This is a genomic window from Streptomyces sp. NPDC007264, assembly GCF_042869095.1.
GTDB lineage: Bacteria > Actinomycetota > Actinomycetes > Streptomycetales > Streptomycetaceae > Streptomyces.
The window spans coordinates 80592-100943 of the sequence record NZ_JBIAFD010000005.1; the positions used below are offsets into that span (position 1 = coordinate 80592).

Here is a 20352-nt window from a genome sequence, read left to right on the forward strand (position 1 = left end):
CCTCTCGGGAGCCCTGTGACCTGCGGCACGGGCATTCTGCCCAATGCCACACGCTCTTTTCCAGGGTCGCCACGCGCGAATGTGCGAAGTCGGCGGCGGCCGCCGCCGGCGGGGGACTCAGGTCAGCCGGTCCACGACGAGGTCCCAGACCGTCTCGGCCAGCGCTTCCTTGGGCCCGTGGGGCACCGGCGTCTCGCTCCCGTCGGTGCCGAGCACGACCGCCTCGTTCTCCTCTGAGCCGAACGTCTTGCGTTCCCCCACCTCGTTCACCACGAGCAGGTCGCAGCCCTTGCGCTCCAGCTTCGACCGGCCGTTGGCCAGCACGTCGTCGGTCTCCGCGGCGAAGCCGACGATCACCTGGCCCGGGCGGGCCCGGTCCACCGAGATCTCCGCGAGGATGTCCGGATTCCTGACCAGGGTGAGGGGCTCGGGGTCCTGGCCGTCCCTCTTCTTGATCTTGCCCGTCGCGTACGCCGCCGGGCGGAAGTCGGCCACCGCGGCCGCCATCACCACGGCGTCCGCGTCCGCCGACGTCTTCAGCACCGCCTCGCGCATCTGCACCGCGGTGCCCACCTGGACCACGTCGACCCCGGCGGGATCGGGCAGGCCGGTGTTCGCGGCGACCAGGGTGACGCGGGCGCCGCGGGCCGCGGCCGTGCGGGCCAGGGCATAGCCCTGCTTGCCGGAGGAGCGGTTGCCGAGGAAGCGCACCGGATCGAGGGGCTCGCGGGTGCCGCCGGCGCTGACCACGACGTGCCGGCCGGCGAGGTCGGGCTCTCGCACGCCCCGCGCCAGCACCCGGCGGCAGACCTCGAAGATCTCGGCCGGTTCGGGCAGCCGGCCCTTGCCCGTGTCCACGCCGGTCAGGCGGCCGACCGCCGGCTCGATCACCACGGCGCCGCGGCGGCGCAGCGTCGCCACGTTGTCCTGCGTCGCCGGGTGCTCCCACATCTCCGTGTGCATCGCCGGGGCGAAGACGACCGGGCAGCGGGCGGTGAGGAGCGTGTTGGTGAGGAGGTCGTCGGCGAGGCCGTGGGCCGCCCTGGCGAGCAGGTCGGCGGTCGCCGGCGCCACGACCACCAGGTCGGCGTGCTGGCCGATGCGGACGTGCGGGACCTCGTGGACGTCGTCCCAGACCTCGGTGGCGACGGGGTTGCCGGAGAGGGCGGACCAGGTGGCGGCGCCGACGAAGTGGAGGGCGGAGGCGGTGGGCACCACGCGTACGTCGTGGCCCGACTCGGTGAGTCTGCGCAGCAGTTCGCATGCCTTGTAGGCGGCGATCCCGCCGCTGACCCCCAGAACGACCTTCGGCTTGTCCACCGGGCCTCCCCGCACTCGACGCGTGTACGCCACGACTGGCGGCGTACGACTCCATGCTGCATGACCGCGGGGGGATCTCCCGCACTCCCGGGCAGGCCACAGGCCCGGCAGTCGGTCCCGGCTGCTGCCGGGAGACCCCTGCCGGGCCTGCGGACAAAGACGCTCTGCGGTGGGCCGAGCGGAAACGCTCAGCGCCGCCGCGGGGTCATCACTGAACGGGGCCCTCGACGGCCTCGGAGGTCAGCAGACCCGCGTTGATCTCGCGCAGGGCGATCGAGAGCGGCTTCTCGTGGACGTGGGTGTCGACGAGCGGACCGACGTACTCGAGGAGGCCCTCACCGAGCTGCGAGTAGTACGCGTTGATCTGGCGGGCCCGCTTGGCCGCGTAGATCACGAGGCTGTACTTCGAGTCGGTGGCCTCGAGGAGCTCGTCGATCGGCGGGTTGATGATGCCCTCGGGCGCGGTGATGGAAGAGGACACGCTCTACCTTCCGAAAGATGGGAAAGATCAGACCTGATCACACAACCCTGATCACACAACGTCCATCAAGGCTAGCAGCTCGCGCGCCACATTCTCGACGGAGGTGTTGACCAGGGTCACATCGAACTCCGGCTCGGCCGCCAGCTCGATCTTGGCCGCCTCCAGACGGCGTTCGATCACCTCGGGCGGCTCGGTGCCCCGCCCGGTGAGCCTGCGCACCAGCTCGTCCCAGGAGGGAGGAGCCAGGAACACCAGCTGGGCCTCGGGCATGGACTCACGGACCTGGCGGGCGCCCTGGAGGTCGATCTCCAGCAGGACCGGCACGCCGGCCTCCAGGTGCTCCAGGACCGCGGCCCGCGGGGTGCCGTAGCGGTTGCCCGCGAACTCGGCCCACTCCAGCAGCTCGCCGTTGGCGATCAGCTTGTCCATCTCCTCGTCGGTGACGAAGAAGTAGTGGACTCCGTGACGCTCGCCCGGGCGGGGCCGACGGGTCGTGGCCGACACCGAGAGCCAGACCTCGGGGTATTCCTTGCGCATATGGGCGACGACCGTGCTCTTGCCGACCCCTGAGGGGCCGGAGAGCACGGTCAGCCGCGAACGTTCACTCATGCAGCGATTATTCCAGCAAACCGGAGTGGCCCGGACTCAGCTGGCGGTGCCGCCGAACTCGCGCTCCAGGGAGGCGATCTGGTTGGACCCGAGACCGCGCACCCGGCGGCTCTCGGAGATCCCGAGCCGCTCCATGATCTGCTTGGCGCGGACCTTGCCCACGCCCGGCAGGGACTCGAGGAGGGCGGAGACCTTCATCTTGCCGATGACGTCGTTCTCCTGGCCCTGCTTGATGACCTCGTGCAGAGAGGCGCCGGAGTGCTTGAGTCGATTCTTGACCTCGGCCCGCTCCCGGCGAGCCGCGGCGGCCTTTTCGAGCGCGGCTGCGCGCTGTTCAGGGGTAAGGGGCGGAAGAGCCACGCCTACGTCACCTCGGATGTCGAACTGTCGGATACGGACCGGTGAGGAACCTAGTCGCCCCACACCTGGGGAGCCACGAGCAACACGCTGCCCGTCCTCCCCCACTGCCTTGAGGGCGCGGGAGGTGCCCCCACTCGTCGGAGACTAGCGGGCAAGTCCGCCAGAGTCAGCGAGAACAGCGGAAAAGTCCTGGTCAGCCTCCGTCGAGCCAGACTTTTCGGACATATCGCCCCTGATTTGAGGGTGTATCCCGACTCGAGCGGCCTTCCAGGAGGCCCGGCGGGGCCTCGGGAACGCCCTAGGCCGCGGCCGCGGCGGCCCTGGTCTCCTCCGCGAAGCGGTCCGCGGCCTCGCGCAGCGCGAGGACGTCGGGGCCGAACCGCAGCACACCCCGGCTCACGTTCGGCACCACGTTGCGCACCGCCGCCCCGAAGACCCCGGGAAGATCGGCGGGAGTGGCGCCCTGGGCGCCGATGCCGGGCGCGAGGAGCGGCCCGTTGATGTCCAGGTCGTACGACGACAGGTCACCCAGTGTGGCGCCGACGACCGCGCCGAAGGAGCCCAGGGGCCGCTCCTCCGCGTTCTCGGCGGCGAGGTGGGCGAGCATCGTCGCCGCCACCGTTCGGCCGTCGGACCGCACGGCGTGCTGGACCTCGCCGCCTTCCGGGTTGGAGGTCAGCGCCAGCACGAAGAGCCCGGTACCGCTCTCCCTCGCCAGCTCCACCGCCGGCCTGAGCGCCCCGTAGCCGAGGTACGGGGACACCGTGAGCGCGTCCGAGAACAGCGGGGCGTCCTTGTGGAGGTAGGACTCGGCGTACGCGGCCATGGTCGAGCCGATGTCGCCGCGCTTGGCGTCCATGACGACCAGGGCCCCGGCCGCCCGCGCCTCCTCGACCGTCTTCTCCAGGACGGCGACACCGCGCGACCCGAAGCGCTCGAAGAAGGCGCTCTGCGGCTTGACGACCGCGACCCGCTCGGCGACCGCCTCCACCACCGTGCGGCTGAACCGCTCCAGGCCGGCGACATCGTCGTTCAGGTCCCACTCCGCGAGCAGTGAGGCGTGCGGGTCGATGCCCACGCAGAGCGGACCGCGCTCGTCCATGGCCCGGCGCAGCCGTGCGCCGAAGGGTTCTCCGGAAGGACTCTGCGGCCCGAGGGGCCTCGTCGAGGGGTGGTGGTCGGGTGACGGGTGGGCGGTCATGCGGACTTCCTCACGTCGGCGCCGACCGCGTCGGCGAGGGTGGCGTACGGGCTCGTGCGCAGGCGCGCGGCGAGCCCCTTGTGGACGGCGCGGGCCCAGAAGGGCCCCTGGTAGATCAGCGCGCTGTAGCCCTGCACCAGGGTGGCGCCGGCCAGGATGCGCTGCCAGGCGTCCTCCGCGTTCTCGATGCCGCCGACACCCACGAGCGTGATCCGGTCGCCCACCCGCGCGTACAGCCGGCGCAGCACCTCCAGGGAGCGTGCCTTCAGCGGCGCGCCCGAGAGGCCGCCGGTCTCCTCGACCACGGCGGGGTCGGACACCAGGCCGAGCCCCTCACGCGCGATGGTGGTGTTCGTGGCGATGATCCCGTCCAGCCCCAGTTCCACGGCGAGGTCGGCGACGGCGTCGACGTCCTCGTCGGCGAGGTCGGGGGCGATCTTCACCAGCAGCGGGACGCGCCGGGCGGTGACCGTGCGGTCGGCGGCCTCGCGGACGGCGCTCAGCAGGGGGCGCAGCGCCTCGGTGGCCTGCAGGTCGCGCAGCCCGGGCGTGTTCGGGGAGGAGACGTTGACGACCAGGTAGTCGGCGTACGGTGCGAGCCGCTCGGCCGACTTCACGTAGTCGGCGGCGGCCTCGGACTCCGGGACCACCTTGGTCTTGCCGATGTTGACGCCCACGACCGTCCGGAAGACGGGCGTGCGCGAGGCCAGGCGGGCGGCGACGGCCAGCGAGCCCTCGTTGTTGAAGCCCATGCGGTTGATCAGGGCCCGGTCCTCGACCAGCCGGAACAGCCGCTTCTTCGGGTTGCCGGGCTGCGGTTCCCCGGTGACGGTGCCGATCTCGACGTGGTCGAAGCCGGTCATCGCCATGCCGTCGATCCCGACGGCGTTCTTGTCGAAGCCCGCCGCGAGCCCGAAGGGACCGTGCATCCGCAGCCCGAACGCCTCCGTGCGCAGCTCCTTGTGGCGGGGCGCGAGCACGGCGGCGACGAAGGTGCGCAGCACCGGGATGCCCGCGGCCAGACGGATCCAGCGGAAGGCCAGGTGGTGGGCCTGCTCGGGATCCATCCGGGAGAAGACCAGGCGGAAGAAAAGCTTGTACATCTCTCAGTGTCCTCACGAAGAGGGGGACACCGTTTCCGATGTCCCCCTCAGGGCTGCTAGTCGCGGGCCGCGGTCAGGTGTTCCGCGTGTTCCTGGAGCGAGCGGACTCCCACATCGCCGTGGTTGAGGGCGTCGATGCCCTGGACGGCCGCGGCGAGCGCCTGGACCGTCGTCAGGCACGGCACGGAGCGCGCCACCGCCGCCGTGCGGATCTCGTAGCCGTCGAGGCGGCCACCGGTGCCGTACGGGGTGTTGACGATCAGGTCGACCTCGCCGTCGTGGATCAACTGGACGATGGTCTTCTCGCCCTGCGGCCCCGTGCCCTCGGACTGCTTGCGCACGATGGTCGCGTTGATGCCGTTGCGCTTGAGCACCTCGGCCGTGCCGGAGGTGGCGAGCAGCTCGAACCCGTGGGCGACCAGCTCGCGCGCGGGGAAGATCATCGAGCGCTTGTCGCGGTTGGCGACCGAGATGAAGGCGCGGCCCTTGGTCGGCAGCGGCCCGTAGGCGCCGGCCTGCGACTTGGCGTACGCGGTGCCGAAGACGGAGTCGATGCCCATGACCTCGCCGGTGGAGCGCATCTCCGGGCCGAGGACGGTGTCCACGCCCCGGCCGTGGATGTCGCGGAACCGCGACCACGGCATCACGGCCTCCTTGACGGAGATCGGCGCGTCGAGCGGGAGCTCGCCGCCGTCGCCGTTCCCCGGCAGCAGGCCCTCCTCGCGCAGTTCGGCGACGGTCGCGCCCAGCGAGATCCGGGCGGCGGCCTTCGCCAGCGGCACCGCGGTCGCCTTCGAGGTGAAGGGGACCGTGCGGGACGCGCGCGGGTTGGCCTCCAGGACGTACAGGATGTCCCCGGCCATCGCGAACTGGATGTTGATCAGTCCGCGGACGCCGACGCCGCGGGCGATGGCCTCGGTCGAGGCGCGCAGCCGCTTGATGTCGAAGCCGCCCAGGGTGATCGGCGGCAATGCGCACGCCGAGTCGCCGGAGTGGATGCCGGCCTCCTCGATGTGCTCCATGACGCCGCCGAGGTACAGCTCCTCGCCGTCGTACAGGGCGTCGACGTCGATCTCGATGGCGTCGTCGAGGAAGCGGTCGACCAGCACCGGGCGGGAGGGGCTGATCTCGGTCGACTCCGCGATGTACGACGACAGCCGGGCCTCGTCGTACACGATCTCCATGCCGCGTCCACCGAGGACGTAGGAGGGCCGGACGAGGACCGGGTAGCCGATCTCGTCCGCGATGGCCTTGGCCTCCTCGAAGGTGGTCGCCGTCCCGTGCTTGGGAGCCGGCAGACCGGCCTCGGCGAGCACCCGCCCGAAGGCGCCGCGGTCCTCGGCGGCGTGGATCGCCTCGGGCGGGGTCCCCACGACGGGCACGCCGTTGTCCTTGAGCGCCTGCGCCAGGCCGAGCGGCGTCTGGCCGCCGAGCTGGACCACGACGCCGGCGACCGGACCGGCCTGCTGCTCCGCGTGGACGATCTCCAGCACGTCCTCCAGCGTCAGCGGCTCGAAGTACAGGCGGTCGGAGGTGTCGTAGTCCGTGGAGACGGTCTCCGGGTTGCAGTTGACCATGACGGTCTCGTACCCGGCGTCGCTCAGCGCGAAGGAGGCGTGGACGCACGAGTAGTCGAACTCGATGCCCTGGCCGATGCGGTTCGGGCCGGAGCCCAGGATGATGACGGCGGGCTTCTCGCGCGGCGCCACCTCGGTCTCCTCGTCGTAGGAGGAGTAGAAGTACGGCGTCCTGGCCGCGAACTCGGCGGCGCACGTGTCGACCGTCTTGTACACCGGGCGCACGCCCAGCGCGTGCCGCACCTCGCGCACCACGTCCTCACGGAGTCCGCGGATCTCGGCGATCTGCTGGTCGGAGAAGCCGTGCCGCTTGGCCTCGGCGAGCAGCTCGGTGTCGAGCCGCTCCGCCCCGGCCAGCTCGTCCGCGATCTCCTTGATCAGGAAGAGCTGGTCGACGAACCAGGGGTCGATCCTGGTGGCCTCGAAGACCTCCTCCGGCGTGGCACCGGCGCGGACGGCCTGCATCACGGTGTTGATCCGGCCGTCCGTCGGGCGCACGGCCTCGCGCAGCAGCGCGGCCTTGTCGCCGGGGTCGCCCACGAACGTGAACTGGCTGCCCTTCTTCTCCAGCGAGCGCAGCGCCTTCTGGAGCGCCTCGGTGAAGTTGCGGCCGATCGCCATCGCCTCGCCGACCGACTTCATGGTCGTGGTCAGCGTGCTGTCGGCGCTCGGGAACTTCTCGAAGGCGAACCGCGGGGCCTTGACGACGACATAGTCGAGGGTCGGCTCGAAGGAGGCCGGGGTCTCCTGCGTGATGTCGTTGGGGATCTCGTCGAGCGTGTAGCCGACCGCGAGCTTGGCGGCGATCTTGGCGATGGGGAAGCCGGTCGCCTTGGAGGCGAGGGCCGACGAGCGCGACACGCGCGGGTTCATCTCGATGACGATGACCCGGCCGTCCGCGGGGTCCACCGCGAACTGGATGTTGCAGCCGCCGGTGTCGACGCCGACCTCGCGGATCACGGCGATGCCGATGTCCCGCAGGATCTGGTACTCGCGGTCGGTCAGCGTCATCGCGGGGGCGACGGTGATCGAGTCGCCGGTGTGCACGCCCATCGGGTCGAAGTTCTCGATGGAGCAGACGACCACGACGTTGTCGTGCTTGTCGCGCATCAGCTCCAGCTCGTACTCCTTCCAGCCGAGGATGGACTCCTCCAGGAGCACCTCGGTGGTCGGGGACAGCGTGAGCCCGGTGCCGGCGATGCGGCGCAGCTCGTCCTCGTCGTGCGCGAAGCCCGAGCCGGCTCCGCCCATGGTGAAGGAGGGGCGGACGACGACGGGGTAGCCGCCGAGCTGCTCGACGCCGGCCAGGACCTCGTCCATGGAGTGGCAGATCACGGAGCGGGCGGACTCGCCGTGCCCGGTCTTCTCCCGGACCGCCTCCACGACCTCCTTGAACCGGTCGCGGTCCTCGCCCTTGTGGATGGCCTCGACGTTGGCGCCGATCAGCTCCACGCCGTACTTCTCGAGGACGCCGTTCTCGTGCAGCTTGATGGCCGTGTTGAGGGCCGTCTGGCCGCCCAGGGTGGGCAGCAGCGCGTCCGGCCGCTCCTTGGCGATGATCTTCTCGACGAACTCCGGCGTGATCGGTTCGACGTAGGTCGCGTCGGCGATCTCCGGGTCGGTCATGATCGTCGCCGGGTTGGAGTTGACCAGGACGACCCTGAGGCCCTCGGCCTTCAGGACCCGGCACGCCTGGGTGCCGGAGTAGTCGAACTCGGCGGCCTGGCCGATGACGATCGGGCCGGAGCCGATGACCAGGACGGACTGGATATCGGTGCGCTTAGGCACGCTGGCCCTCCATCAGGGATACGAAGCGGTCGAACAGGTAGGCGGCGTCGTGCGGACCCGCTGCCGCTTCGGGGTGGTACTGGACGCTGAAGGCCGGCCGGTCGAGCAGCCGGAGCCCCTCCACCACGTCGTCGTTGAGGCAGACGTGGGAGACCTCGGCGCGGCCGTAGGGGGTGTCGGACACCGTGTCGAGCGGGGCGTCGACGGCGAAGCCGTGGTTGTGCGCGGTGACCTCGACCTTGCCGGTCGTGCGGTCCTGCACCGGCTGGTTGATGCCCCGGTGGCCGTACTTCAGCTTGTAGGTGCCGAAGCCGAGCGCGCGGCCCAGGATCTGGTTGCCGAAGCAGATGCCGAACAGGGGCGTCCCGCGCTCGAGGACGGCCCGCATGACGGAGACCGGGTGGTCGGCGGTGGCCGGGTCGCCCGGGCCGTTGGAGAAGAACACGCCGTCCGGCTGCACGGCGTACACGTCGTCCACGGTCGCCGTGGCGGGCAGCACGTGCACCTCGATGCCGCGCTCGGCCATGCGGTGCGGGGTCATGCCCTTGATGCCGAGGTCGACGGCGGCGACGGTGAACTTCTTCTCGCCGATCGCGGGGACGACGTACGGCTGGGTGGTGGCGACCTCGGCGGAGAGGTCCGCGCCCTCCATCTCGGGCGCCTGGCGCACCTCGGCGAGCATGACGCCCTCGTCGGGCAGCGCGTTGCCTGAGAAGATGCCGACGCGCATGGCGCCCCGCTCGCGCAGGTGACGGGTGAGGGCCCGGGTGTCGACGCCGGAGATGCCCACCACGCCCTGGTGGCGCAGTTCCTCGTCCAGCGAGCGCCGGGCGCGCCAGCTGGAGGGCACGCGCGCGGGGTCGCGCACGACATACCCCGCGACCCAGATCCGCCGCGACTCGGGGTCCTCGTCGTTGACGCCGGTGTTGCCGACGTGCGGGGCGGTCATCACGACGACCTGGCGGTGGTACGACGGGTCGGTGAGGGTCTCCTGGTAGCCGGTCATGCCGGTGGAGAACACGGCCTCGCCGAAGGTCACCCCCACGGCCCCGTAGGCGCGGCCGCGGAAGATCCGGCCGTCCTCCAGGACGAGTACGGCGGGAACCCTGGAGGCTCCCCTGGTGGAGGTCGTCATCGTGCGCCTTCCGTCTTGTTGATCATCTGGTTCAGGGCGTCGACCCAGTCGCTGTGCTCGGCCGCCCGGTCGGAGCGGAACCCGGAGTCGATCAGCCTGTCGCCGTGCTCCCAGGTCACGACCAGCAGACCGCCCTCGGTGAGGACCTTGCCCGCGATGCCCTTGTCGAGCCGGGCGCCGCGCAGCCGTCCGGCCGGGACGAAGAAGTCGCTCGCGCCGGGGCGTACGACCTCCAGGCCCGCGTCCGTCAGCGTGAGCTCGACCCGGCTGCGGGTCCCCAGGCCGTGCGCGACGATCCGGTCCAGCCACTGCCCGGCGGTCGTGGAGCCGTGGTAGCGACCGGTCATCTCCAGTTTCACCGGGCCGGGGTCGTCCGGCGCGGCGACGAGCTCCGGCAGGTCGCTCTGGAGGGTGCCGCGCCACTTCCAGCCCTCGCGCATCAGCCAGTAGACGAGGGCGACGAACAGGGCGAGTCCCACGAGCCAGCCGACGCGGGCGGCCCAGTCGGTCACTTCCGCCGATTTCCTCCCGGCGGCCAGCAGGTAGAGAGATGTCACGCGAGCTTCCCGTCGACGAGGGTGGCCTTGCCCCGCAGCCAGGTGTGCGTGACACGGCCCGGCAGCTCACGGCCCTCGTAGGGGGTGTTGCGGCTGCGCGAGGCGAAGCCCGCGGGGTCCACCGGCCCACGGTATGCGGTGTCGACGAGCGTGAGGTTGGCCGGCTCGCCTGGCGAGACGGGCCGGCCGTGGCCCGTGGCGCGGCCGATCCTCGCGGGCGCGTAGGACATGCGGTCGGCGACACCGGCCCAGTCGAGCAACCCGGTGGCGACCATGGTCTCCTGCACCACGGACAGCGCGGTCTCCAGGCCGACCATGCCCATGGCGGCCGCGGCCCACTCGCAGTCCTTGTCCTCGTGGGGGTGCGGGGCGTGGTCGGTGGCGACGATGTCGATCGTGCCGTCGGCGAGGGCCTCGCGCAGCGCCATCACGTCGCGCTCGGTGCGCAGCGGCGGGTTGACCTTGTAGACCGGGTTGTACGTGCGCACCAGCTCGTCGGTGAGGAGGAGGTGGTGCGGGGTGACCTCGGCGGTGACGTCGATGCCGCGGGACTTGGCCCAGCGCACGATCTCGACGGACCCGGCGGTGGACAGGTGGCAGATGTGCACGCGGGAGCCGACGTGATCGGCGAGCAGGACGTCCCGGGCGATGATCGACTCCTCGGCGACGGCCGGCCAGCCGCCCAGGCCCAGCTCCGCGGAGACGACGCCCTCGTTCATCTGGGCGCCCTCGGTCAGCCGCGGCTCCTGCGCGTGCTGGGCGACGACACCGCCGAACGCCTTCACGTACTCCAGCGCGCGACGCATGATCACCGCGTCGTGTACGCACTTGCCGTCGTCGGAGAAGACCGTGACGCCCGCCGCCGACTCGTGCATGGCGCCCAGCTCCGCGAGCTGCTTGCCCTCGAGGCCGACGGTGACCGCGCCGATTGGGCGCACATCGCAGTAGCCGTGCTCCCGGCCGAGCCGCCAGACCTGCTCGACGACGCCGGCGGTGTCGGCGACCGGGAAGGTGTTGGCCATGGCGAACACGGCCGTGTAGCCACCGCTCGCGGCCGCCCGCGTGCCCGTCAGGACCGTCTCGGAGTCCTCGCGGCCGGGCTCGCGCAGATGGGTGTGCAGGTCGACCAGGCCCGGCAGCAGCACCTTGCCCCCGGCCTCGACCACCTCGGCGCCCTCGGCGGCGAGGGCCGTACCCACCTCGGCGATCTCGTCTCCGTCGATCAGCACGTCCTGCGGCTCGCCGCCGAGCACCTTCGCACCACGGATCAGGGTCTTGCTCATCTGGTTACTTCTCCTCGGTACGCAGGTCGGAGGCGGGCGCGAAGGGCCTGGCTGCCAGGGTGGTGGTGGGCGACGGCTGCGCCACGGCGGGCTCGTTGCCGCCCAGCAGCAGGTAGAGGACCGCCATGCGGATGGAGACGCCGTTGGCGACCTGCTCGACGGCGGTGCAGCGGCCGGAGTCGGCGACCTCGGCGGTGATCTCCATGCCGCGGACCATGGGGCCGGGGTGCATCACGATGGCGTGCTCGGGCATCCGGGCCATGCGGTCGGCGTCGAGGCCGTAGCGGCGGGCGTACTCGCGCTCGGTCGGGAAGAAGGCGGCGTTCATGCGCTCGCGCTGGACGCGCAGCATCATCACCGCGTCGGACTTGGGCAGCGTGCTGTCGAGGGCGTAGGAGATCTCGCACGGCCAGGACCCGACGCCGACCGGCAGCAGGGTGGGCGGGGCGACCAGGGTGACGTCGGCGCCGAGGGTGTGCAGCAGGTCGACGTTGGAGCGGGCGACGCGGCTGTGCAGGATGTCGCCGACGATCGTGATGCGCCGGCCCGCCAGGTCGCGGCCGAGCCCGGCGTCCCGGCCGACCAGGCGCCGGCGCATGGTGAAGGCGTCGAGCAGGGCCTGCGTCGGGTGCTGGTGGGTGCCGTCGCCGGCGTTGATCACCGCGGCGTCGATCCAGCCCGAGTTGGCCAGGCGGTAGGGGGCTCCGGAGGCGCCGTGCCGGATGACGACGGCGTCGACGCCCATGGCCTCCAGGGTCTGGGCGGTGTCCTTCAGGGACTCGCCCTTGGAGACGCTGGACCCCTTGGCGGAGAAGTTGATGACATCCGCGGACAGCCGCTTCTCGGCGGCCTCGAAGGAGATCCGGGTGCGGGTGGAGTCCTCGAAGAAGAGGTTGACGACGGTGCGGCCGCGCAGGGTCGGCAGCTTCTTGATCGGCCGGTCGGCGACCCGGGCCATCTCCTCGGCGGTGTCGAGGATCAGGACGGCGTCGTCGCGGGTGAGGTCGGCGGCCGAGATGAGATGACGCTGCATCTTTCAGGCTCCGTAAGGCAGTTCATTCGGGAAGCGGGGGTCCGGGGGCCCGGAGGGCACGGCCCGGCAGACGGGCGCGCGTCTGAGGCACTCGAGGGCGCACGGCAGTCGTGTGCGCCGCCGGAGCACTACTGCGGTGCGCCCGGGAGGGTCTGCTTCGCGCCGAGCAGCACGGTGTCGCGACCGTCCTCCTCGGCGAGCTGGACCTTGACCGTCTCCCGCAGCGACGTGGGCAGGTTCTTGCCGACGTAGTCGGCGCGGATCGGGAGCTCGCGGTGGCCGCGGTCCACCAGGACCGCGAGCTGGACCGCGCGGGGACGCCCGATGTCGTTCAGGGCGTCGAGGGCGGCGCGGATGGTACGGCCGGAGAAGAGCACGTCGTCGACGAGGACGACGAGGCGGCCGTCGATGCCGTCACCGGGGATCTCGGTGCGGGCCAGCGCACGCGGTGGGTGCATGCGCAGGTCGTCGCGGTACATGGTGATGTCGAGGGAGCCGACCGGGATGCCGCGGCCGGTGATCTGCTCGAGCTTGGTGGCCAGCCGCCGGGCCAGGAAGACGCCACGGGTCGGGATGCCGAGGAGCACCACGTCGTCGGCGCCCTTGGCGCGCTCGACGATCTCGTGGGCGATGCGGGTCAGCACCCGCGCGATGTCAGGGCCTTCGAGGACGGGCCGGGCATCGGAATGCTGCTGTGTGTCCATACGAAACGGACCTCCTTCTCCGTCTCACGGGACGGACCTTAAAGGACGTCGGGATTGCGCCATCCACGGTACCAGCCCGCCTCTCGCGGCCGATCGCCCCCTGGGCGCGGGCGTCACCCGTCCGGCGGCATCGCGGTCCGTCTGCCACGGAAGGGTCGGTGCGGACCGTTCGGCTTGACGGGGCAGAGTCACGCTGCGTAACCTCACAGTGAGTCACCAGCCGCGCGGCCGAGCCGCACGTCGACACCGTGTCCGGGGAGCCATATGTCCAGCGAATACGCCAAACAGCTCGGGGCCAAGCTCCGGGCGATCCGCACCCAGCAGGGCCTTTCCCTCCACGGTGTGGAAGAGAAGTCCCAGGGACGTTGGAAGGCGGTCGTGGTCGGTTCGTACGAGCGCGGCGACCGCGCCGTCACCGTGCAGCGCCTCGCCGAGCTGGCGGACTTCTACGGGGTCCCGGTGCAGGAGCTCCTGCCCGGCACCACCCCGGGCGGAGCCGCCGAGCCGCCGCCGAAGCTCGTCCTCGACCTGGAGCGGCTGGCCAACGTGCCGGCCGAGAAGGCGGGCCCGCTCCAGCGGTACGCGGCGACGATCCAGTCCCAGCGCGGCGACTACAACGGCAAGGTGCTGTCCATCCGCCAGGACGACCTGCGCACGCTCGCGGTCATCTACGACCAGTCGCCCTCGGTCCTCACCGAGCAGCTGATCAACTGGGGTGTTCTTGACGCGGACGCGCGCCGCGCCGTCGCCCACGAGGAGAGCTGACCGCTCCAGCCTCAGCAGAAACGTGCCGCCGGGGTGGCCGGAACCATGCGGTTCCGGCCACCCCGGCGGCGTGCTGCGGCCCGCGGCAGCCGCCCGCGCGGACGCGAAGCACGGACGCCGGAGGGCCCGCAGCCGATGTGCTGCGGGCCCTCCGGTGCTCGTGCGTCTCAGCGCTCGTCGCGGCGCAACGACGGCTTCAGCTCCTTCAGCCGGCCGAGCAGGCCGTTGACGAACGAGGGCGACTCATCCGTGGAGAACTCCTTGGCGAGCTGCACCATCTCGTCGAGCACCACCGCGTCCGGGGTCTCGTCGACCCAGATCAGCTCGTAGGCACCGAGGCGCAGGATGTTGCGGTCGACGACCGGCATCCGGTCGAGCGTCCAGCCGACCGCGTACTGCGCGATCAGCTCGTCGATGCGCTTCGCGTACGTCGCGTAGCCCTCGACCAGCTGCATCGTGTACTCGCTCACCGGCGGCTGCCGGGTGTCGGTCCTCGAGTGCCGGATCCAGTCCGCGAGGACCGTGCGGACGTCGGCCCCGCGCTGGTCGCCCTCGAAGAGGATCTGGAAGGCGCGCTTACGGGCCGTATTACGGGCAGCCACGGTTAGCTGTTCACCCGGCCGAGGTAGTCGCTCGTACGGGTGTCCACCTTGATCTTCTCACCGGTGGTGATGAAGAGCGGGACCTGGATCTGGTGGCCGGTCTCCAGCGTGGCGGGCTTGGTGCCGCCGGTGGAGCGGTCGCCCTGGACGCCCGGCTCGGTCTCGGCGATGGTCAGCTCGACGGCCGCCGGCAGCTCGACGAAGAGCACCTCGCCCTCGTGCTGCGCGACGGTGGCGGTGAAGCCCTCGATCAGGAAGTTGGCGGCGTCACCGACGGCCTTGCGGTCGACGTGGAGCTGGTCGTACGTCTCCAGGTCCATGAAGACGAAGTAGTCGCCGTCCATGTACGAGAACTGCATGTCGCGCTTGTCGACAGTGGCCGTCTCGACCTTGATACCGGCGTTGAACGTCTTGTCGACGACCTTGCCGGAGAGCACGTTCTTGAGCTTGGTGCGCACGAATGCGGGGCCCTTGCCGGGCTTGACGTGCTGGAACTCGACGACGGACCAGAGCTGGCCGCCTTCGAGCTTGAGCACCATGCCGTTCTTGAGGTCGTTCGTGGAAGCCACGGTTGCGGAATCTCCTGGACTGACGTACGACCCCGGGGCACGCGCTACAGCGCGAGCAGCTCCTTGGTCGTGATGGTGAGTAGCTCGGGTCCGCCGTCCGCCTCGGAGCGCACGACGAGCGTGTCATCGATCCGGACCCCGCCCCGGCCGGGGAGGTGGACCCCCGGTTCGACGGTGACCGGCACGCAAGCGTCCAGTTTACCCATGGCCGTGGGGGCCAACTGTGGGTCCTCGTCGATTTCGAGTCCCACACCGTGCCCGGTCATCGGCGGGAGGCCCTCGCCATGGCCCGCCGAATCCAGCACCTGCCGTGCGGCCCGGTCCACGTCGCGGTAGCCGGCGCCGGGCGCCAGGGCCTCGCGTCCGGCCCGCTGGGCCGCGAAGACGAGATCGTACAGCTCGACCTGCCAGTCGGCCGGCGAGGTGCCGATGACGAAGGTCCGGCCGATCTCGCAGCGGTAGCCGCGGTAGGCGGCCCCGAGGCAGACGGAGAGGAAGTCGCCCTCCTCCACCCGCCGGTCGGTGGGGCGGTGCCCGCGGCGGCCGGAGTTCGGGCCGGCGGCGACGGAGGTGGGGAAGGCGGGACCGTCGGCGCCGTGGTCGACGAGCCGGCGCTCCAGTTCCAGGGCGAGGTGGCGCTCGGTGCGGCCGACGAGGATCGATTCGAGCAGCTCGCTCAGGGCCTGGTCGGCGATCTCCGCGCCGATCCGCAGGAGGGAGATCTCCTCCTCGTCCTTGACCAGCCGCAGCTGCTCGACGGCCCCGCCGAGGTCGGCGAGCCGCAGCCGCGGCGCGACGGACCCCAGGGCGCGATGCCGGGCGACGGTCAGGTGGTGCTCCTCGACCGCCAGGGACTCGGCACCCTGTGCGGCCGCCAGATCGGCCGCGGCGACGGCGGGATCCCCGCTCGACACCGGCAGCGGATGCACCCGCACCGCCTCGTCGGGCCGGCCGTCGGCGTGCTGGTCGTCCGGTGGTCCGGCGCACAGCAGGACGTCCTCGCCCACGCCCAGCAGCAGCACGGCACCCCGCGGCGCGGCGCCCGCGAGATAGCGGACGTTGGCGGGGCGGGAGACCAGCGCCGTCGCGCTGCCGCCCGCGCTGCAGCGTTCCCTCAGCCGCTCGCGGCGGGCCGCGTACACCTCTGACATGACCCGAGCCTATGAGCGGCGGCCGGATGTCGCCGTTCCAGAGCGGCCGGACGGGCGGCGGGGCATCCGCGCGGGACGCCCGGGGGCCAGGGCCCGGGGCATGCGCGTCGGAGATTCGGGGCCCAGGGCCTCACCACGCCGGGGGGCTCGCGATGGACCGCGCCAGCACCTCGTCCAGGACGCGTGCGGTCCCCTCCACGTCCAGCTGGGAGTTGTCGATGATCGGCAGCCCGGAGCCGTACCAGCCGGCCATGCGGCCGTGGATCCGGGCGACCTCCTCGTCGCTCAGGCGCCGGTTGCCGGTGCGCTCCGCGTTGCGCTCCAGGACGATCTCCAGACCCGGCAGGAGGACCACCGGCAGCAGACCGGGACCCACATGCCGTTTCCAGCCGCCGAGGCCCACGACCGGGCGGTCGGGGAAGACGGCGTCGTCGAGGATGCAGGAGATGCCGTTGGCCAGGAAGTTGCGGGCCGCGAAGCCGCAGGTGCGGCGGGCCAGACGGTACTGCGCCTCCGAGTTGTCGTTCCACCCCGACTGCGGGTCGGCGAAGCCCGAGCGCACCCATTCGCGGACGTCGTCGAGGCTGATGTGGGCCGTCGGGACCCGGCGGTGGTCGGCCCAGTACTTCGCGACGCTGGTCTTGCCCGCGCCCGCGGGGCCGATGAGCAGCACGGCGAGCGTGGTGGACGCGGGGTCCGGGGCGCTCACGGCCGGCGGTGGGCTCGGCATGCCGACCGGGCCGCCGGGCGGGAGCCGCACATGGCCCGTGGTGTCCGGGGCGGGCGGGACGGGCGGTACGGACGCGTGCTGCGGCGGGACGGGCGGTACGGACGCGTGCTGCGGCGGTACGGACGCGTGCGGTGCGCCCGGGGGCATCTGAGGTCCGGCGAAGCCCGGCGCGGACGCGGGCGCGGGCGGGGTCTGCGGTACGGGGCCCGGGTGGGCGCCCGGCTGTCCCGGGTGGTGTGCGGCCGGTGACCAGGCGGTCGCCGGACCGTGCCCCGGCTGGTGGGGCGGCGGCAGCGGAGCTCCCACTGCGTGCTGCATCCGGTGCCACTCCGTCTCGTGCAGGCGATCGACGCTGGCAGCGGGGCGTGGCACCCCGCTCCCTACCGAACGGTACCGTCCCCGGCCGCCGTTGTGTGAACGCCCTGCCGTGCCCCGAAGTGCCCATTGCCACAGGCAAATCGGGGCAACCGGCGCCGAGCGGAACGAGTCACCCGCCCCACGCCTCCCGGAAGGGGACTACTCCCCCACTTCGCCGTACGCGGCGAGCAGGACCGCCGGGTCGGGGCCTTCCAGCACGGTGGGCTTGGCCAGGCCGTCCAGGACGACGAAGCGGAGCAGATCGCCGCGGGACTTCTTGTCGACCTTCATGGTCTCCAGCAACTTCGGCCACTGGTCGTGGCGGTAGTGCAGCGGCAGCCCCACCGACTCCAGGACCGTGCGGTGGCGGTCGGCGGTCGCGTCGTCCAGCCGGCCCGCCAGGCGGCCGAGTTCGGCGGCGAAGTGCATCCCCACCGCGACGGCCGCGCCGTGCCGCCACGTGTAGCGCTCGTTCTTCTCGATGGCGTGGCCGAGCGTGTGCCCGTAGTTGAGGATCTCCCTGAGGCCCGACTCCTTCAGGTCGGCGGAGACCACCTCGGCCTTGACCCTGATGGAGCGCTCGATCAACTCCGCGGTGTGCGGGCCCGCCGGGCTGCGGGCGGCCTGCGGGTCGGCCTCGATCAGCTCCAGGATCACCGGGTCGGCGATGAAACCGGCCTTGATGACCTCGGCGAGCCCGGAGACGTAGTCGTTGACCGAGAGGGACTCCAGCGCGGCCAGGTCGCACAGCACCCCGGCCGGGGGGTGGAAGGCACCCACCAGGTTCTTGCCCTCGGCCGTGTTGATGCCCGTCTTGCCGCCCACCGCCGCGTCCACCATGGCCAGCACGGTGGTGGGGATCGCGATCCAGCGCACACCGCGCAGCCAGGTCGCGGCCACGAACCCGGCGAGGTCGGTGGTCGCGCCGCCGCCCACTCCCACGATGACGTCGGTGCGGGTGAAGCCGGACCGGCCCAGTGCCTTCCAGCAGTAGGCGGCGACCTCGGCGGTCTTGGCCTCCTCCGCGTTGGGCACCTGGATGGCCACGGCCTCGAAGCCCTGCTCCGCGAGATCGGCGCGCAGTGCCTCGCCCGTCCCCTCCAGTGCCTGCGGATGGATCACCGCGACCCGCTTGGCCCGGTCGCCGATCAACCCGGCCAGCTCGCCGAGGAGCCGCCGGCCGACCAGGACCTCGTACGGGTCGGTGCCGGCGGTGCCGCCGACCTGGATCCGGGTCACTGCCTCACTCATGCCTGCTTCAACTCCACTGCGTCCAGGACCGCTTGGGCGACCTCTTCGGGGCTGCGGCCGTCGGTGGCCACCACCGCCGTCGCGACCTCCTCGTACAGAGGGCGGCGCGCCTCCATCAGCTCCCGCCACTGCTTGCGCGGGTTGACCGTCAGCAGCGGCCGGGCCACGTTCAGGCCGGTGCGCTTGACCGCCTCCTCGACGTCCATCGACAGATAGACCACATGCCGGCCGGCGAGCGCCGAGCGCGTCCCGCCGTCGAGGACGGCGCCGCCTCCCAGGGCGAGCACCCCCTCGTGCTCGGCGAGCGCCGTGCGCACCGCCGCCTTCTCCAGGGCACGGAAGACCGGTTCGCCCTCGTCCACGAAGATGTCGGCGATGGAGCGGCCCTGTGCGGCCACGATGTCGTCGTCCGTGTCCCGGTAGCCCACGCCGAGCCGCTGCGCCAGCACCCGCCCGACGGTGGACTTGCCCACCCCCATCGGGCCGACGAGGACCACCACCGGCGCGCTCATCGGATCCCCAGGTGGTCGAGGTACGACTGCACGTTGCGGCGGGTCTCGGCCACGCTGTCGCCGCCGAACTTCTCCGCCACCGCGTCCGCCAGGACAAGGGCGACCATGGCCTCGGCGACGATCCCCGCCGCCGGCACCGCACACACGTCGGAACGCTGGTGGTGCGCCTGCGTGGGCTCGCCCGTCGCGACGTCCACCGTCCTCAGCGCGCGCGGCACGGTCGCGATCGGCTTCATCGCCGCCCGCACCCGCAGCAGCTCACCGGTGGACAGACCTCCCTCGGTGCCACCCGAGCGACCCGTCGCCCGCCTGATGCCCTCGGGCGTCGTCAGGATCTCGTCGTGCGCCTTCGAACCCGGCACCCGCGCCAGCTCGAAGCCGTCACCGACCTCCACCCCCTTGATCGCCTGGATGCCCATCAGCGCCGCCGCCAGCCGCGCGTCCAGCCGCCGGTCCCAGTGCACGTGCGAGCCCAGGCCCACGGGAACGCCGTACGCCAGGACCTCGACGACACCACCGAGCGTGTCGCCGTCCTTGTGCGCCTGGTCGATCTCCGCGACCATCGCCTTCGACGTGTCCGCGTCCAGGCAGCGCACCGGGTCCGCGTCCAGCCGCTCGACGTCCGCCGGTGTCGGGTACACCCCGTACGGCGCCTTCGCCGCCGCCAGCTCCACCACGTGCGAGACGATCTCGATACCGGCCGTCTCCTTGAGATACGACCGGGCCACCGCGCCCAGTGCCACACGCGCCGCGGTCTCCCGGGCCGACGCACGCTCGAGCACCGGCCGGGCCTCCTCGAACCCGTACTTCTGCATGCCCGCCAGATCCGCATGCCCGGGGCGGGGGCGGGTCAGCGGCGCATTGCGGGCCAGTTCGGCCAGCACCGCCGGGTCGACCGGGTCGGCCGCCATGACCTTCTCCCACTTGGGCCACTCGGTGTTGCCCACCATGACCGCCACCGGGGAGCCCAGGGTGAGACCGTGGCGGACGCCGCCGAGGAAGGTGACCTCGTCCCGCTCGAACTTCATCCGCGCACCGCGTCCGTAGCCGAGCCGCCGCCGGGCCAGGTGGTCAGCCACCATCTCCGTCGTGATCGGCACGCCGGCGGGAAGGCCCTCCAGCGTGGCGACGAGTGCGGGTCCGTGGGACTCCCCCGCGGTCAGCCAACGCAACCTGCTCAACGGTGCTCCTCATGCTCGCGCCTGGAACTGCGGTGGCGCGACCGGGTGCGCGGCCCTGGCCCGCCACCTCCGATCCTCCCACG

The 20352-nt window shown here is 71.7% G+C and carries 20 protein-coding genes; 1 reads left to right on the plus strand and 19 read right to left on the minus strand.

From position 1 onward, the window contains the following. Positions 1-117 precede the first annotated feature (117 nt). From coaBC to pyrR, 12 genes are all read right to left on the minus strand, one after another. A complete protein-coding gene (gene coaBC / locus ACFYMU_RS09720) occupies positions 118-1320 on the minus strand; it encodes a bifunctional phosphopantothenoylcysteine decarboxylase/phosphopantothenate--cysteine ligase CoaBC (RefSeq protein ID WP_388370520.1) in 1203 nt (400 codons plus the stop codon). 208 nt (positions 1321-1528) lie between these two features. After that, the gene (rpoZ, locus tag ACFYMU_RS09725) at positions 1529-1801 is read right to left on the minus strand and encodes a DNA-directed RNA polymerase subunit omega (RefSeq protein ID WP_030493615.1); all 273 of its coding nucleotides are present in this window, start codon (positions 1799-1801) and stop codon (positions 1529-1531) included. Between the two features lie 51 nt (positions 1802-1852). Beyond that, the gene (gene gmk, locus ACFYMU_RS09730) at positions 1853-2410 is read right to left on the minus strand and encodes a guanylate kinase (RefSeq protein WP_388370523.1); all 558 of its coding nucleotides are present in this window, start codon (positions 2408-2410) and stop codon (positions 1853-1855) included. A gap of 36 nt (positions 2411-2446) precedes the next feature. Continuing rightward, positions 2447-2770, minus strand: a complete 324-nt coding sequence (locus tag ACFYMU_RS09735; RefSeq protein ID WP_103844829.1) for an integration host factor — start codon at positions 2768-2770, stop codon at positions 2447-2449. Between the two features lie 298 nt (positions 2771-3068). Beyond that, complete coding sequence (pyrF, locus tag ACFYMU_RS09740) at positions 3069-3971, minus strand: orotidine-5'-phosphate decarboxylase (RefSeq protein WP_388370526.1); 903 nt, start codon at positions 3969-3971, stop codon at positions 3069-3071. After that, positions 3968-5074: a quinone-dependent dihydroorotate dehydrogenase gene (locus tag ACFYMU_RS09745; protein WP_388370529.1), complete on the minus strand. Its 1107-nt coding sequence runs from the start codon at positions 5072-5074 to the stop codon at positions 3968-3970. Before ACFYMU_RS09745 ends, pyrF begins: the two co-directional genes overlap by 4 nt. A 56-nt stretch (positions 5075-5130) precedes the next feature. Continuing rightward, a complete protein-coding gene (gene carB, locus ACFYMU_RS09750) occupies positions 5131-8439 on the minus strand; it encodes a carbamoyl-phosphate synthase large subunit (RefSeq protein ID WP_388370532.1) in 3309 nt (1102 codons plus the stop codon). Then, positions 8432-9574, minus strand: coding sequence for a glutamine-hydrolyzing carbamoyl-phosphate synthase small subunit (carA, locus tag ACFYMU_RS09755; RefSeq protein ID WP_388370535.1), 1143 nt, complete (start codon positions 9572-9574; stop codon positions 8432-8434). The genes carB and carA overlap by 8 nt, the downstream gene beginning before the upstream one ends. After that, a complete protein-coding gene (locus tag ACFYMU_RS09760; protein WP_388370538.1) occupies positions 9571-10131 on the minus strand; it encodes a hypothetical protein in 561 nt (186 codons plus the stop codon). Before ACFYMU_RS09760 ends, carA begins: the two co-directional genes overlap by 4 nt. Beyond that, a complete protein-coding gene (locus ACFYMU_RS09765; protein WP_388370541.1) occupies positions 10128-11414 on the minus strand; it encodes a dihydroorotase in 1287 nt (428 codons plus the stop codon). Before ACFYMU_RS09765 ends, ACFYMU_RS09760 begins: the two co-directional genes overlap by 4 nt. A 4-nt stretch (positions 11415-11418) precedes the next feature. After that, positions 11419-12447 carry an aspartate carbamoyltransferase catalytic subunit gene (locus ACFYMU_RS09770; protein ID WP_388370543.1) on the minus strand — a complete coding sequence of 343 codons (1029 nt, stop codon included), beginning with the start codon at positions 12445-12447 and terminating at the stop codon, positions 11419-11421. A 128-nt stretch (positions 12448-12575) separates the two neighbouring features. Further along, complete coding sequence (pyrR, locus tag ACFYMU_RS09775; protein ID WP_388370545.1) at positions 12576-13151, minus strand: bifunctional pyr operon transcriptional regulator/uracil phosphoribosyltransferase PyrR; 576 nt, start codon at positions 13149-13151, stop codon at positions 12576-12578. A 264-nt stretch (positions 13152-13415) separates the two neighbouring features. Here pyrR and bldD point away from each other — a divergent pair, with 264 nt between their 5' ends. After that, a complete protein-coding gene (bldD, locus tag ACFYMU_RS09780; RefSeq protein WP_388370548.1) occupies positions 13416-13916 on the plus strand; it encodes a transcriptional regulator BldD in 501 nt (166 codons plus the stop codon). Between the two features lie 167 nt (positions 13917-14083). Here the strand turns inward: bldD and nusB are convergent, their stop codons facing one another. The 7 genes from nusB to aroC all read right to left on the minus strand — a co-directional run bounded on the left by nusB (position 14084) and on the right by aroC (position 20269). Next, positions 14084-14518 carry a transcription antitermination factor NusB gene (nusB, locus tag ACFYMU_RS09785; protein WP_388370550.1) on the minus strand — a complete coding sequence of 145 codons (435 nt, stop codon included), beginning with the start codon at positions 14516-14518 and terminating at the stop codon, positions 14084-14086. A gap of 2 nt (positions 14519-14520) precedes the next feature. Next, positions 14521-15087 (minus strand): elongation factor P, encoded by a 567-nt coding sequence (gene efp / locus ACFYMU_RS09790; RefSeq protein WP_388370552.1) that lies wholly within the window; start codon positions 15085-15087, stop codon positions 14521-14523. 44 nt (positions 15088-15131) lie between these two features. Continuing rightward, complete coding sequence (locus ACFYMU_RS09795) at positions 15132-16238, minus strand: aminopeptidase P family protein (protein ID WP_388370555.1); 1107 nt, start codon at positions 16236-16238, stop codon at positions 15132-15134. Between the two features lie 130 nt (positions 16239-16368). Next, positions 16369-17286 carry a Pro-rich N-terminal domain-containing protein gene (locus ACFYMU_RS09800; protein ID WP_388370558.1) on the minus strand — a complete coding sequence of 306 codons (918 nt, stop codon included), beginning with the start codon at positions 17284-17286 and terminating at the stop codon, positions 16369-16371. Between the two features lie 198 nt (positions 17287-17484). After that, positions 17485-18576 carry a 3-dehydroquinate synthase gene (gene aroB / locus ACFYMU_RS09805; RefSeq protein ID WP_388370560.1) on the minus strand — a complete coding sequence of 364 codons (1092 nt, stop codon included), beginning with the start codon at positions 18574-18576 and terminating at the stop codon, positions 17485-17487. Beyond that, positions 18573-19088 carry a shikimate kinase gene (locus ACFYMU_RS09810; RefSeq protein ID WP_388370563.1) on the minus strand — a complete coding sequence of 172 codons (516 nt, stop codon included), beginning with the start codon at positions 19086-19088 and terminating at the stop codon, positions 18573-18575. The genes aroB and ACFYMU_RS09810 overlap by 4 nt, the downstream gene beginning before the upstream one ends. Next, positions 19085-20269, minus strand: coding sequence for a chorismate synthase (gene aroC / locus ACFYMU_RS09815; RefSeq protein ID WP_388370566.1), 1185 nt, complete (start codon positions 20267-20269; stop codon positions 19085-19087). Before aroC ends, ACFYMU_RS09810 begins: the two co-directional genes overlap by 4 nt. Positions 20270-20352 lie beyond the last annotated feature (83 nt).

Excerpts from the sequence above, each read along its gene's own strand:
- gmk (WP_388370523.1), bottom strand. The coding sequence starts at position 2,410 with ATGAGTGAACGTTCGCGGCTGACCGTGCTCTCCGGCCCCTCAGGGGTC.
- pyrF (WP_388370526.1), bottom strand. The coding sequence starts at position 3,971 with ATGACCGCCCACCCGTCACCCGACCACCACCCCTCGACGAGGCCCCTC.
- ACFYMU_RS09745 (WP_388370529.1), bottom strand. The coding sequence starts at position 5,074 with ATGTACAAGCTTTTCTTCCGCCTGGTCTTCTCCCGGATGGATCCCGAG.
- carA (WP_388370535.1), bottom strand. The coding sequence starts at position 9,574 with ATGACGACCTCCACCAGGGGAGCCTCCAGGGTTCCCGCCGTACTCGTC.
- ACFYMU_RS09765 (WP_388370541.1), bottom strand. The coding sequence starts at position 11,414 with ATGAGCAAGACCCTGATCCGTGGTGCGAAGGTGCTCGGCGGCGAGCCG.
- ACFYMU_RS09770 (WP_388370543.1), bottom strand. The coding sequence starts at position 12,447 with ATGCAGCGTCATCTCATCTCGGCCGCCGACCTCACCCGCGACGACGCC.
- pyrR (WP_388370545.1), bottom strand. The coding sequence starts at position 13,151 with ATGGACACACAGCAGCATTCCGATGCCCGGCCCGTCCTCGAAGGCCCT.
- bldD (WP_388370548.1), top strand. The coding sequence starts at position 13,416 with ATGTCCAGCGAATACGCCAAACAGCTCGGGGCCAAGCTCCGGGCGATC.
- ACFYMU_RS09795 (WP_388370555.1), bottom strand. The coding sequence starts at position 16,238 with ATGTCAGAGGTGTACGCGGCCCGCCGCGAGCGGCTGAGGGAACGCTGC.
- ACFYMU_RS09800 (WP_388370558.1), bottom strand. The coding sequence starts at position 17,286 with ATGCAGCACGCAGTGGGAGCTCCGCTGCCGCCGCCCCACCAGCCGGGG.
- aroB (WP_388370560.1), bottom strand. The coding sequence starts at position 18,576 with ATGAGTGAGGCAGTGACCCGGATCCAGGTCGGCGGCACCGCCGGCACC.
- ACFYMU_RS09810 (WP_388370563.1), bottom strand. The coding sequence starts at position 19,088 with ATGAGCGCGCCGGTGGTGGTCCTCGTCGGCCCGATGGGGGTGGGCAAG.